Below are 11,806 nucleotides of genomic sequence, written 5' to 3' on the forward strand. Positions count from 1 at the left end.
TCAAAACGGCGCGTGGTGTTCAGCCGGTCCGGCGGACCCGTGGGGCCCGGTGCCTGGCCTGGGCCACAAGCCGGGTGAACGAAAAAACAAAGATGGCCTCAATGAGCACCATGAGGCCCAGCAGGAGCCACTGCTGGCGGCTGATGAAGACGATGCATCCCGTCAGGGCCAGGACGGTTCCCAGGGCAAGCGCATAGATGGCGAAGCCTACGGCCACGCGGGCGCTGCGGACCCCGGTCCGGAACCCAAAGCCGTGCGGCTCCCCGCCGGGCTGCCCGGGGATGAGGTCCGGCGCTGCTGGGCCGAGGGAGTCGAACTCCTCCCACGGGTCCCTGTCCTGGTCCTGTCGAGTCATGAATCAATTATCCCAAATGTGGGAAGCCGAAGAGTGGCGGCACAAGAAAGCGGCTCCCCCAACTGACGTTGGGGGAGCCGCTGAATGGGGTCCCGGCCTGTGCCGGTGGCCGCCGAAGACTTAGAGCGGGCGGATGTTCTCTGCCTGCGGGCCCTTGGGGCCCTGGGTCACATCGAATTCGACCTTCTGGTTCTCGTCCAGTGAGCGGTAGCCGCTGGTGGCGATTGCCGAGTAGTGGGCGAATACGTCAGCGGACCCGTCATCGGGGGCAATGAAGCCAAAACCCTTTTCGGCGTTGAACCATTTAACTGTGCCTGTTGCCATGGCTGCATTCCTTCATGTGACTCTGATTCTCTCCCCGGAATCGTCCCGGGGTGCGCGGGAGTTAGTCCCCCACAGTCCCCAACGTACGGGGCGCAGGCCCCGGGTGCAAGGGTAGGCGCGATAAAAAGCGCCATTAGCCTGCGCGTTTACACCGATTCCAGGACGCTGACGTAGTTGGCAATGCCCACTCCGCCCATGTTCTGCACAGCGGCCCGGCGCGCCCCCGCGATCTGCATGTCCCCGGCTGTACCGGTGAGTTGCATGGCCGCAATGACGTGCTGGGAGACTCCAGTTGCCCCCACGGGGTGGCCCTTGGCCTTCAGGCCGCCGGAGACGTTGATGGGAAGCTTGCCGTCCTTGAATACCCAGCCTTCCTCGATAGCGCGGGCGCCCTGGCCGGGCTCTGCCAGGCCGATGGCCTCGTACATGAGCAGTTCGGCGATGGTGAAGCAGTCGTGCACCTCGGCAAAATCGAGGTCCGCCAGGCCCACGCCGGCCATCGCCATCGCCCGCTGCCAGGAGGTGCGGGTTGCGGCGAACGCGGTGGGGTCCCTGCGCTCGGCGGGGAAAAAGTCATTGGCCTGGCCGAAGCCCGCGAGCCGGACCGGGGCGGTGGCGCCCCCGGTGGGGGAAACGGACAGCACGACGGCGGCCGCACCGTCGGAGACGGGCGAACAGTCGGTGCGGCGCAGGGGATCGGCCACCATGGGGTTCTTGTCCGAGACGGTCCGGCAGAACTCCTCGCCGAGGTCCTTGCGGAGCTGGGCGTAGGGGTTGTCCACGCCGTTGCGGTGGTTCTTGGCCGCGATGGTGCCCAGGACGTCGGAGACCGGCCCGTACCGCTTCTCGTAGTGCTTCGCGACCTCGGCGAAGAGCCCGGTGAAACCGGTGGTGGAGGGCTTGCCGGCCATGTCATAGTCAGCGCCGAGCAGCGCCGCGCCCACCACGTCTGCACCGGCGTGGGTCATCTTCTCGGCGCCGATCACCAGGACGGTCCGGGCAGTGCCGGCCAGCAGCGACTTGGTGCCCTGCTGGAAGGCGGCAGAGCCGGAGGCGCAGGCGTTTTCGACCCGGGTGGAGGGTACGTTAGCCAGGGCCGGAGAGACCTGCAGGCCCAGCGAAGACGGGAACGCCAGCGGCATCATGCCCGAAGTGAACTGGCCGATGTAGATCTCGTCGATCTGCCCGGGTTCGATTCCGGCGTTGCCGATCGCTTCGGTGGCCACCTGGACGATCAGGGACTCGAGGGTCTCCTCCGCCAGCTTGCCAAACCGGCTGTGGCCCCAGCCGGTGAGCAGGACGTCCTTGCCAAACTGTTCCTTCAGGCTCATGCTGCCACGTCCTCGTTATCAAGGCGGACCTCGAAGTCCGCTTCCGTCTTCGTACGGATCTCCTCTTCGGTGACCCCCGGTGCCAGGCGCGTCAGCGTCAGCTGCCGCCCGCCGTCGTCCGTTTTGTACAGGTCGAACACGGCGAGGTCGCTCACGATCCGGTCCACGCAGCTGAGCCCGGTCAGCGGCAGCGTGCACTCGCGGACGATCTTCGCGGTGCCGTCCTTGGTGTTGTGCTCGGTGAGGACCACCACGCGCGGGGTTCCTGCCACCAGGTCCATGGCACCGCCCATGCCCTTGACCATCTTGCCGGGGATGGTCCAGTTGGCCAGGTCCCCGTTGCCGGAGACCTGCATGGCGCCGAGGATGGCTACCTTCACGTGCCCGCCGCGGATCATGCCGAACGAGGTGGCCGAGTCGAAGATGCTGCCGCCCGGCAATACCGTGACAGTCTGCTTGCCGGCATTGATCAGGTCCGCGTCCTCTTCGCCCTCGTAGGGGAACGGGCCCATGCCCAGCAGGCCGTTCTCGCTCTGCAGGACCACCCGCACCCCCTCGGGCAGGTTGTTGGCCACCAGCGTGGGAATGCCGATCCCCAGGTTCACGTAGTCGCCGTCGTTCAGTTCCGCGGCCGCGATTGCAGCCATTTCATCCCTGGTCCATCCCATGGGGTTTCTCCTTGGTCTTCTAGCTGTTCTCGTTGGATTAGTTGGGTATTACCGGCGGCACGAACTCGAACGTCATGCCCAGCAGCCACGCGAGCAGCAGCACCACCGGCAGGTGGAACAGGAATTGCTGGAACGTGAAGCCCACCAGGTCCCGGGCGCGCAGGCCCAGCACGGCAAGCAGCGGGAGCATGAAGAACGGGTTGACCAGGTTGGGCAGGGCCTCGGCCATGTTGTAGATCTGCACGGTCCAGCCAAGATTCATGTTCACGTCCGTGGCGGACTGCATGACGTACGGTGCCTCCACCAGCCACTTTCCACCGCCGGACGGGACGAACATGCCCAGGATGGCCGTGTAGATGGCGATGATGACGGCGAACGCCCCGTTGCCGCCGATGCTGGTGAAGAAGTGGGCCAGGTGCTCGGATACCGACAGGCCCCCGGCGCCGGTGGCTTTGGTCAGGATGGCGGCCATCGCGGCATACAGCGGAAACTGCACCAGGATTCCCGCCGTGGCCGGGACCGCCTTGGTGACAGACTGCAGGAATTTCCGCGGGGTTCCGTGCAGGACCAGCCCCAGCATCAGGAAGACCAGGAGGTAGCCGTTGAGTGAGCTGACCACGCTGAGGATGGGCAGGGTCAGCAGATGGGACACCAGCCAGCCCAGGGTGAGCACGCCGGCCAGGATGGGCAGGACCCTGCTGTATTCCAGCCATTCGCCGGGCCGGGACTTTTCGGCCGGCGGTTCGGGCTGGTCATCGAGGTCCACGCCGAGATCGGCCGCCGTCTTCACGGCGCTTCCCGTCGGTGCGGAAAAGTGTGCGATCACCGTGGTGAGGACCATGAGGATGAGCAGGGTCAGCAGGGACTGCCAGGTGAAAATGGTGGTGCCGAAATCCAGGACGCCTGTGACCTTGAGCAGCGCCGGGGGAATAGAGGCCTTGGTGGCCTGCAGCTGTGCCGCGGAGGAGGACATGCCTAGGGCCCACACGGCGCCCAAACCCATGAAGGCTGCGGCGCCGAGGGCCCGGTAGTCCACATGCAGGTCTGCCCGCCGGGCCACCGCCCGCGCCAGGAGGCCGCCGAAGATCAGGCTCAGGCCCCAGTTCACGAATGACACGGACATGGACAGGACAGCCACGAAGCTGACGGCGGTGCGCGCGGAGTTGGGCACCTGCGCCAGCCGGTCAATCAGCCTGGCCACGGGCGGCGACGTGGCCACCACATAGCCGGTCAATACCACCATGGCCATTTGGAGGGTGAACGCCGTCAGGTCCCAAAACCCGTTGCCGAAGGAATCAACGACGGCCTTGGGCGAGGCGCCGATGGCCAGCGCCGCGATGGCCACCAGCACGACGCCGGCGAGGGCGAAGATGTACGCGTCAGGGAACCACTTCTGCGTCCAGCCGGCCAGCGTTTCAGCCATCCGGGCCAAACCCTTCTGGCGGACGTCCGGGTGGTCGGTTTGCGTGGTGGTCATGAGGGTTGTTTCTCCATTGAGTGCTGTGGATCAGGGGCAGGCGTGGGCCCGGTCGGGCGTGGGCCCGGTCAGGCGGAGACGAGGCCGGTTCGCTGCCGGACCGTGCGCTGCTCGATGTCCTTGATCCGCTCCGTGGCCTGCACCAGCCGCTGGACAAAGACGCCGGGCGTGGCGATGTGGTTCGGGTCCAGTTCGCCGGGCGCCACGATCACCTCGGCCTCGGCGACGGTCAGGATCCCGGCCGTGGCCACTATTGGATTGAAGTTCCGGGCCGTGTAGCGGTAGGTCAGGTTGCCGTCCGTGTCCGCGGTGTGGGCGTGGACCAGGGCGACGTCGGCAACGATGGCGCGCTCGCGGACGTACGTTTCGCCGTCGAACACCTCGTGCGGCTTGCCCTCGGCCACCAGGGTGCCGACACCTGTTTTGGTGTAGAAGGCCGGGATTCCGGCGCCGCCGGCGCGGAGGCGCTCGGCCAGGGTGCCCTGCGGGGTGAACTCGACCTCCAGCTTGCCTGCGAGGTACTGCTCGGCGAACAGCTTGTTCTCGCCCACGTAGGAGGCGACCACCTTGCGGACCTGGCCCGCTTCGATAAGGATGCCGAGTCCTTTGCCGTCCACGCCCATGTTGTTGGAGACCACCGTGAGGTCACGGACGCCGGAGTCGCGGACGGCCTCGATCAGGTCGGCCGGGATGCCGCTCAAGCCAAACCCGCCGACGGCGAGGGTGATGCCGTCCTGCAGTGCCCCCTCCAGGGCGGTGGCGGCAGAAGCCTGGAGTTTCTTCATGTCGTCTCCTCGTTGAGCGCAGTAGTCCACTTTGTGGACGGTTGGGATCTGAGTTTGGAGACTACGGCCGTCGCGGAGAACGTGTCAAGAATCACTGGAAAATGCCATACAGTATGGACAGCAGAGCTAAAACAATCCATATTGTGGACAAGGGGACGTGATGGCATCAACGCCGGTGCAGGGCGCGCAGGTGGTGGCACGGATCGCGGGACTGCTGCGGCTGGTGGGCTGCAGCGCCGAGGGGATGCCGCTCGCGGTCCTCGTCCGGGAATCAGGCCTTACCCGGCCAACCGTCCACCGGCTCCTGGCGTCGCTCGCCGCGGAAGGCCTGCTGGACCACGATCCCGTCACTGGCAACTGGGTCCTGGGCCCGGAAATCCTGCTCATGGGATCGGTGGCATCGGCCCGGTTCCCCATGGAGGACATCGCCCGGCCCAGCCTGCGCAGGCTTGCCCAGGCCACGGGGGAGAGTGCCTTCTTCTCCATCCGCCGCGGTAATGAGACGGTGTGCCTGCTGCGTGAGGAGGGTACCTTCCCCGTCAGGTCCTTTGTCCTGCACGAAGGAGTTCGTTTCCCGTTGGGCGTCGCGTCGGCCGGGACAGCCATCCTGTCCTTCCTGCCCACGGATGAGCAGGAGGAGCTGCTGGGCCGGTGGCCGGAGCACGCCGGCGCCTTCGCGGCGAACCATACGGTCGATCTTGTCCGGAAGAACCTGGCCCGGACCAGGCTGGCCGGCTACTCGGTGAACCCGGGGCTGGTCCTGGAAGGTAGCTGGGGGATGGGCGCTGCGGTCTTCGACAGGTCAGGGCGCCCCGCCTGGGCGTTGTCGCTGACGGGCATCGAACCACGGTTCAAGCCTGAACGGCAGGAGGAGCTGGGCGGACTGCTGATGGCGGAGGCCCACCGGATCACGCAGCAGCTGGGCGGGTCAGCGGACGGCGGACGGCGCACCCGCTGAGTCTCCCCGGCTTTGTCCGTGCACGACGACGGCGGGCTGGGCTTTTTGGCGCGGCCCGCCGTCGTACTCCCCGAAGGTGGGGAAAATCAGCAGGGGGCGGGGGCTACAGCCCGGCGCGGGGCTCCACGGGACCTTCGCCCTTCCACCATGTGTCAAAGATGGTCACCGGCACGGTGCGCTTGTGGCGGGTCCGGAGGTACTTCTGCTCGATGGATTCGGCCACCGCGTCCGGGACCTGGCGGCCTTCGAGGTAGTCATCAATCTGGTCGTAGCTGATGCCCAGCTCGTCCTCATCCGTGCGGCCCGGCCGGTCATCCAGCAGGTCTGCGGTGGGCACCTTCTCCCACACGCGTGCCGGTGCACCCAGTTCAGCCAGGAGGGCCCGGTTCTGCCGCTTGTTCAGGCCGAACAGGGGCAGGATGTCCGCACCGCCGTCGCCGTACTTGGTGAAGAAGCCCGTGACCGACTCCGCGCCGTGGTCGGTGCCAATCACCAGGTAGTTGAACTCCCCGGCCAGCGCATATTGGGCGATCATCCGGGTGCGTGCCTTGGTGTTTCCCTTGTGGAAGTCGGAGATTTCCGAGCCCACGGTCTTCTCGAACTCGTCCTCAAAGCCGTCCACCGCTGCCGAAATGTTGAACGTCCATTCCGTCTTGGCCTTGATGAAGTCCAGGGCTGCCTGGGCGTCCTCCTCATCGTGCTGCACGCCGTAGGGGAGGCGGACCGCAACGAAGTTGGCTTCCACGCCTTCGGCTCCAAGCTCATCAACCGCCAGCTGGGCAAGCCTTCCGGCGAGCGAGGAATCGAGGCCGCCGGAGATGCCCAGGACAAAGCCCTTGGTGTGGGTGGCCTTCAAGTATTCCTTGAGGAAAGTGACGCGTTTGCGCACCTCCCCTGCGGGATCGATCCGGGGCTGAACGCCCATTTCTTCAATGATCTTGGCCTGGAGTTCGCGCATGATGTCCAGCCTAGCCAGCGCTGTCAACAACCCTCAACTGTTCCGGCCGGCCCCTGCGCGGCGTAGCTTTATGGCATGGAGCGCACGGGATGTGCCGTGGTGGGCGGTGGCCCGGCAGGAATGATGCTTGGCCTGCTGCTGGCACGGGCAGGAGTGCACGTGGCGGTCCTGGAAAAGCACCGGGATTTCCTGCGCGACTTCCGCGGCGACACCGTGCACGCGTCCACCATCCGGCTGATCGACGAACTGGGCCTGGGCGCCGGATTCCGGGCACTGCCGCAAAGCCGGCTGAACAATGTCGCCGTCCCGGTTCCCGGTGCCGGGATGGTCACGCTGGCGGCTTTCGACTCCTTGAAACCCCCGTACAACTACGTGGCCATGATGCCCCAATGGGACTTCCTGGATTTCCTCGCCTCGGCCGCCGCCGCCGAACCGACGTTCACCCTGCTCATGGAGACAGAAGCCACCGGCCTGGAGTTCGACGGCGGGCGCGTCACCGGGGTGCGCTACCGCTCCACCGGAGACGCCGCCGATGACGTTGAACGCGTGCTGCCTGCCGACGTTGTGGTGGCCGCCGACGGCCGGCATTCGGTGTTGCGCCAGGCTGCCGGAATGAGGGCCAAGGAGTACCCGGTGCCCTTCGATACCTGGTGGTTCAAAATTCCCCGCCACCCCGCGGAAAAGGGCGACGTTGCGGGCGTGGTGCCCTCGCTGGGAAACCGGGACGCCATGATTGCGCTCAACCGCACCGACTACTACCAAATGGGCTACCTTGCGCCCAAGGGCTCGGACGCCAGGATCCGGGAAGGCGGCGTGGAACGGTTCCGCCAACGGGTGGCAGCACTCCGTCCCGACCTCGCCGACCGTGTTGATTCGATCCGCAGCGTGGCGGACCTGCATTGGCTGGACGTCAGGCTGAACCGGCTGCGGCGCTGGTACAGGGACGGGTTCCTGTGCATTGGCGATGCTGCGCACGCGATGTCGCCCGCGGGCGGTGTGGGCATCAACCTGGCGATCCAGGACGCCGTTGCGGCCGCGGAACGCCTGGCCCCGGACCTGCGCCAGGGGCACGTTCGGACCAGGACCCTTGCTGCGATCCAGCGCCGGCGCCGCATGCCCACGGTGGTGGTCCAAACCGTGCAGCGGATCATGCACCGTGTGGTGTTCGTTCCACTTTTCGCGGGGACCCTGTCCGGAGACATGCTGGCCGGCAGGGATGCCCGAACCCTGTTTCCCGTCCAGCGCATCCTCTTGTTCATCCTGCGCCACAATCCTGTGGTGAAGCGCGTCCTGCCGAGGATGGTTGCCATCGGTCCCCGCCCGGAGCACGCCCCTGGCTTCGCCCGCCCGCTCACCGTCCCGCCACCCACTAAACTTGGGGCCATGACTTCGCCCACTGACACTGCGGTAGACACCGCGGCTGCCCGCGCCCGACTGCTCGAACTGATCAAGGAACTCGCCGTGGTCCGCGGCAAGGTGATCCTCTCCAGCGGAGCCGAGGCCGATTACTACATCGACCTGCGCCGCATCACCCTGCACCATGAAGCGTCCAAGCTGGTGGGGCAGGTCATGCTGGCCCTGGCAGACGACGCCGGCATCGACTTCGAGTGCGCCGGAGGCCTCACCATGGGCGCCGACCCCGTGGGCACCGCGGTCATGCACGCGGCCGTCGACGCCGGCCGGACCGTGGACGCGTTCGTGGTCCGGAAGGCCCAGAAGTCCTACGGCATGGGCCGCCAGGTGGAGGGCCCCTCCGTTGAAGGCCGCAAAGTGCTGGTCCTGGAGGACACGTCTACCACTGGAGGTTCCGCACTGACCGCGGTGGAAGGCGTCCGGAAAGCGGGCGGCAACGTCGTGGCGGTGGCCGTGATCGTGGACCGCGACACCGGCGCCAAGGAGAAGATCGAAGCCGAAACCGGCGTCCCCTACCTGTTCGCGTTCGGCAAGGACGAACTGGGGCTGGCTTAGCCCCGGCGGCCGGACGGGCCGCTGGTTTGGGCAGTGAGCTTCTGCTCCGCCCTCACGTTTTGGCCGAGATGGCTTCCTTTTCCAAAATAGTGGCGGAACGTATAGAACATGGGCTGCCAGGTTCGCACGTCCACCCGGGATGGATCGAGCGCCAGGTCATCGCGGACATGCACCTGCTGGACGCGCACCTGGACTGCGTGGAGGTCGTCCTCCAAGCACCACGAGTTGACCAGGGCCGCCTCGATGTGGACCGGGCATTGCGCAATGCGGTTGGGAGCGACCTCCACGCCAGGCATCGGGTCCCATCCTGCCAAGGCCCACTTGTCGTGCGCCGTGCGGTAGTCGCCGGCCTTCACTGCCGGGACCGGTTCGCTGCCGGTGGTCATGGAAATCCGTTCAATTGCGGGTGCCATGGAGTCCTCCGGCAAATTGAGCACCACTTCCTTGGTGCGGATCAGGTTGCGGTAGCCCTGATGATGGGAGCTGAGGCCCAGGACGTAGTGGTCCCCCAGCGACCAGGCAGAGGATATGGGCGTGATGTTGGTGGTGCCATCCGGGTTGCCGGTTGTCAGCAGGGCCACCAGGGAGCCGAAGTAGTGGACGCTGGGGGAGATGGTTGTGAACATGGGTCCATCGTTCCTGCCGGAAAGTTTGAGGACGGACAAACGATTCCCCGGGCAGGATGGATACATGACAGCGTATTGGGCGGAGGACCTTGCCATGATGGCCAAGGCCATGGGGGAACCGTCGCGGGCCCGGATCCTGGTCGCCCTCATGGATGCCCGCGCCTGGACAGCGACGGAACTTGCGGGCTGCGCGGGGATCAGCAAAGGCACAGCCACCACGCATTTGAACCACCTCGTTGATGTAGGCCTGCTGGACGAAGTGCGCCAGGGCCGGCACCGGTATGTGCGGCTGAAGAACCAAGGTGTTGCGGATGCAGTGGAAGCACTGGTCCGTCTCAGTCCTTCGTCGGGGCCGGAGTTTCCCTCGACGTACCGCGGGCGCAGGCATCAGCATGAACTGCAGCGCGCCCGAACCTGCTACCAGCATCTGGCCGGGGTATTGGGTGTCAACCTGTGTGTCCTGTGGCAGAGTGAGGGATTCATCTCCTCCGGCTGGGAACTAACCGCGCAGGGTTTTGCCTGGGCGGAATCGATTGGCTTGCGCCTGCCGACCAAGCCGCCACGCCCGCTCGTGCGGCCCTGCCTTGACTGGACCGAGCGCTTAGACCATGCGGCCGGCTTGCTGCCGGATCTTTTCACCGGGCACGCACTGTCGTCCGGGTGGCTCAAGCGCGGATCGCATCCCCGCTCCGTTGTCCTGACCGAACTGGGAGCCGGGCAGCTTGCCGGCTTTGGACTGGCCGATGCGCTTGGAGCGGGCATCGGCGCTGATTTATGATGTGCGTTAACACTTTTCAGTTGCTTGGAGACCATGCATCTTGCTCCCCCCACAACAGCCTTTGAGCGCAACCGACCAGGTCCAGAACCTCATCCTGGAAAGCGCTGATTTCGAGGACTTCCTTAATGAACTGGCTCGCTTCTCCGCGCACCAGATGGCAGGCGACGGCGACGATGCCCTGTGCGGCATCACACTGCTCCGCGACCGCAAGGCAGCCACCATTGGCTGGAGCAGCGAGACTGCGCGGGAAGTGGATGAAATCCAGTACTCCCTGGCCCAGGGTCCCTGCCTGACCGCGGCAAAGGAAGAGCGCGAAGTCCACGTCCCCGACCTTTTGCAGGAGGACCGCTGGGGTCCGGACTACGCGTCTGCGGTTGCCTCCCACGGATTGCGCTCGGTGCTTTCCCTGCCGTTCAACCTGCAGGGGGAGGCCAAGGCCGCACTGAACCTCTACTCCGACGCCCCGCACAAGTTTGACGGCCCCGCCGCGGACAGGGCACGGGACTTCACCCGGGAGATCTCCGAAGCCCTGCGGCTCGCTGTCAGGTTCTCGCTGCACGCCGACAGTGCATCCAATCTCCGGGCCACGCTGGAATCGCGGACCATCATCGACATCGCCATCGGCATCGTCATGGCGCAGAACCGGTGCAGCCAGGAAGCCGCCGTCGAAATCCTTACCGAGGCGTCCAGCAACAGCAATACCAAACTTCGGGACATCGCCAAGTCGCTGGTGGATTCGGTGGGCGGCTCCGGTGCGCGTACCCACTACCAGGAGCCCGGCAAAGTCAGCCAGGGTCCGCGGGCCTGAGCGGCAGGTTGTGCCGTGGCCCCGGGGAGGGTTAGGCTTGCGGAGGTTGAGCCGTCGGCCATAGAACCTCTTTTGGAGTACCTATGGACCGCGCGCTAGACGCACTCGTTAACCTCGATGTCCCGGCGGACATCGTCCGGATTGAAGTCCGGGGAGCCCTTCACCACGAATCCCGTGCTGAACTGGTCCACATCATCCGCCGTGTCCGGAGGATGGGCATCCGCTGCCGCATCTGCGTCGACCTCTCACAGGCGGAACTTGTCGAATCCTCCGCCCTGGCCGGGCTGCGCTGTGACCTGAACGCCATGGACACCAAGCTCCTGCTGGGCGTCCCGTCCGCCGGGGTGTCCCTTCAGCTCACGCCGGCGGCCCACGACTGGGCGCCAGGTGAAGCGTCCAGCCGGCGCCCGCTCCTCATGGACGACGACGTCAGGGAGCTTTTTCCCGGCGGCGACTTCGCAGGCGAATTCCCCCAACTGCCGGTGATGTGGATCGAAGAGCTGTACGGGCGTCCGCTGACCGAATACACAGACCAGGAACTCCTGCTCGCCAGCGACTCCGCCTTTGCCCTGCTGGACAACCCGGAGGCACCCGACGGCGCCGACCTGCTGGGCCGCTACAACGACATCGGGCTGGAAATCCTTCGCCGCCAGCAGGAACCGCGGGCACCCTTCCCGGCTACCGAAGGCCAGGCCGCCAGCTGACCCCGGCGTCACCGAACGTTTACACGCGTTCATTGCGGTGCCGCGTTTCGCTGGGCTTACGGTAGG

Annotated in this window: 13 protein-coding genes and 1 pseudogene; 6 read left to right on the top strand and 8 right to left on the bottom strand. The window is 65.9% G+C overall.

Translation table 11 applies throughout. The annotated features are described in order from the left end of the window. Window positions 1–19: 19 nt before the first annotated feature. The 6 genes from J2T23_RS12185 to J2T23_RS12210 form a co-directional block, all read right to left on the bottom strand. Entirely contained in the window at window positions 20–355 is a 336-nt protein-coding gene (locus tag J2T23_RS12185) for a hypothetical protein (RefSeq protein ID WP_307360293.1), read from the bottom strand. Between the two features lie 120 nt (window positions 356–475). After that, window positions 476–679: a cold-shock protein gene (locus J2T23_RS12190; RefSeq protein WP_009357211.1), complete on the bottom strand. Its 204-nt coding sequence runs from the start codon at window positions 677–679 to the stop codon at window positions 476–478. 146 nt (window positions 680–825) lie between these two features. Beyond that, the gene (locus J2T23_RS12195) at window positions 826–2,010 is read right to left on the bottom strand and encodes an acetyl-CoA acetyltransferase (RefSeq protein WP_307360294.1); all 1,185 of its coding nucleotides are present in this window, start codon (window positions 2,008–2,010) and stop codon (window positions 826–828) included. Continuing rightward, window positions 2,007–2,678, bottom strand: coding sequence for a CoA transferase subunit B (locus tag J2T23_RS12200; protein ID WP_307360297.1), 672 nt, complete (start codon window positions 2,676–2,678; stop codon window positions 2,007–2,009). The genes J2T23_RS12195 and J2T23_RS12200 overlap by 4 nt, the downstream gene beginning before the upstream one ends. Before the next feature lie 37 nt (window positions 2,679–2,715). After that, window positions 2,716–4,155 carry a short-chain fatty acid transporter gene (locus J2T23_RS12205; protein WP_307360299.1) on the bottom strand — a complete coding sequence of 480 codons (1,440 nt, stop codon included), beginning with the start codon at window positions 4,153–4,155 and terminating at the stop codon, window positions 2,716–2,718. A gap of 68 nt (window positions 4,156–4,223) precedes the next feature. Beyond that, window positions 4,224–4,940 (bottom strand): CoA transferase subunit A, encoded by a 717-nt coding sequence (locus J2T23_RS12210; RefSeq protein WP_307360302.1) that lies wholly within the window; start codon window positions 4,938–4,940, stop codon window positions 4,224–4,226. Between the two features lie 160 nt (window positions 4,941–5,100). On the opposite strand from J2T23_RS12210, the gene J2T23_RS12215 reads away from it, so the two are divergent. Next, window positions 5,101–5,898, top strand: coding sequence for an IclR family transcriptional regulator (locus tag J2T23_RS12215; protein WP_307360305.1), 798 nt, complete (start codon window positions 5,101–5,103; stop codon window positions 5,896–5,898). 103 nt (window positions 5,899–6,001) lie between these two features. Here J2T23_RS12215 and nadE read toward each other — a convergent pair whose 3' ends face one another. Next, window positions 6,002–6,856, bottom strand: a complete 855-nt coding sequence (nadE, locus tag J2T23_RS12220) for an NAD(+) synthase (RefSeq protein ID WP_141183197.1) — start codon at window positions 6,854–6,856, stop codon at window positions 6,002–6,004. A gap of 75 nt (window positions 6,857–6,931) precedes the next feature. Between nadE and J2T23_RS12225 the strand changes: the two are divergent. Both J2T23_RS12225 and pyrE read left to right on the top strand, forming a co-directional pair. Beyond that, window positions 6,932–8,191, top strand: a pseudogene (locus tag J2T23_RS12225) (FAD-dependent oxidoreductase); the annotation flags it as partial. 48 nt (window positions 8,192–8,239) lie between these two features. After that, window positions 8,240–8,824, top strand: coding sequence for an orotate phosphoribosyltransferase (gene pyrE / locus J2T23_RS12230; protein WP_168223241.1), 585 nt, complete (start codon window positions 8,240–8,242; stop codon window positions 8,822–8,824). Here the strand turns inward: pyrE and J2T23_RS12235 are convergent. Next, on the bottom strand, window positions 8,821–9,450 hold the full coding sequence (locus J2T23_RS12235; RefSeq protein ID WP_307360308.1) for a flavin reductase family protein: 630 nt from the start codon (window positions 9,448–9,450) through the stop codon (window positions 8,821–8,823). The genes pyrE and J2T23_RS12235 overlap by 4 nt on opposite strands. A 94-nt stretch (window positions 9,451–9,544) precedes the next feature. On the opposite strand from J2T23_RS12235, the gene J2T23_RS12240 reads away from it, so the two are divergent. The 3 genes from J2T23_RS12240 to J2T23_RS12250 all read left to right on the top strand — a co-directional run bounded on the left by J2T23_RS12240 (window position 9,545) and on the right by J2T23_RS12250 (window position 11,740). Continuing rightward, window positions 9,545–10,228, top strand: coding sequence for an ArsR/SmtB family transcription factor (locus J2T23_RS12240; RefSeq protein WP_307360311.1), 684 nt, complete (start codon window positions 9,545–9,547; stop codon window positions 10,226–10,228). A 61-nt stretch (window positions 10,229–10,289) separates the two neighbouring features. After that, entirely contained in the window at window positions 10,290–11,036 is a 747-nt protein-coding gene (locus J2T23_RS12245) for a GAF and ANTAR domain-containing protein (protein WP_246839786.1), read from the top strand. 83 nt (window positions 11,037–11,119) lie between these two features. Beyond that, window positions 11,120–11,740, top strand: coding sequence for a hypothetical protein (locus tag J2T23_RS12250; protein ID WP_141158313.1), 621 nt, complete (start codon window positions 11,120–11,122; stop codon window positions 11,738–11,740). The last annotated feature ends 66 nt before the right edge of the window (window positions 11,741–11,806 follow it).

The sequence above is a fragment of the Pseudarthrobacter niigatensis genome, from assembly GCF_030812615.1.
GTDB lineage: Bacteria > Actinomycetota > Actinomycetes > Actinomycetales > Micrococcaceae > Arthrobacter > Arthrobacter niigatensis.

Coding starts and splice junctions, on each gene's coding strand:
- J2T23_RS12185 (WP_307360293.1), bottom strand. CDS start 355: ATGACTCGACAGGACCAGGACAGGGACCCGTGGGAGGAGTTCGACTCC.
- J2T23_RS12190 (WP_009357211.1), bottom strand. CDS start 679: ATGGCAACAGGCACAGTTAAATGGTTCAACGCCGAAAAGGGTTTTGGC.
- J2T23_RS12195 (WP_307360294.1), bottom strand. CDS start 2,010: ATGAGCCTGAAGGAACAGTTTGGCAAGGACGTCCTGCTCACCGGCTGG.
- J2T23_RS12200 (WP_307360297.1), bottom strand. CDS start 2,678: ATGGGATGGACCAGGGATGAAATGGCTGCAATCGCGGCCGCGGAACTG.
- J2T23_RS12205 (WP_307360299.1), bottom strand. CDS start 4,155: ATGACCACCACGCAAACCGACCACCCGGACGTCCGCCAGAAGGGTTTG.
- J2T23_RS12210 (WP_307360302.1), bottom strand. CDS start 4,940: ATGAAGAAACTCCAGGCTTCTGCCGCCACCGCCCTGGAGGGGGCACTG.
- J2T23_RS12215 (WP_307360305.1), top strand. CDS start 5,101: ATGGCATCAACGCCGGTGCAGGGCGCGCAGGTGGTGGCACGGATCGCG.
- nadE (WP_141183197.1), bottom strand. CDS start 6,856: ATGCGCGAACTCCAGGCCAAGATCATTGAAGAAATGGGCGTTCAGCCC.
- pyrE (WP_168223241.1), top strand. CDS start 8,240: ATGACTTCGCCCACTGACACTGCGGTAGACACCGCGGCTGCCCGCGCC.
- J2T23_RS12235 (WP_307360308.1), bottom strand. CDS start 9,450: ATGTTCACAACCATCTCCCCCAGCGTCCACTACTTCGGCTCCCTGGTG.
- J2T23_RS12240 (WP_307360311.1), top strand. CDS start 9,545: ATGATGGCCAAGGCCATGGGGGAACCGTCGCGGGCCCGGATCCTGGTC.
- J2T23_RS12250 (WP_141158313.1), top strand. CDS start 11,120: ATGGACCGCGCGCTAGACGCACTCGTTAACCTCGATGTCCCGGCGGAC.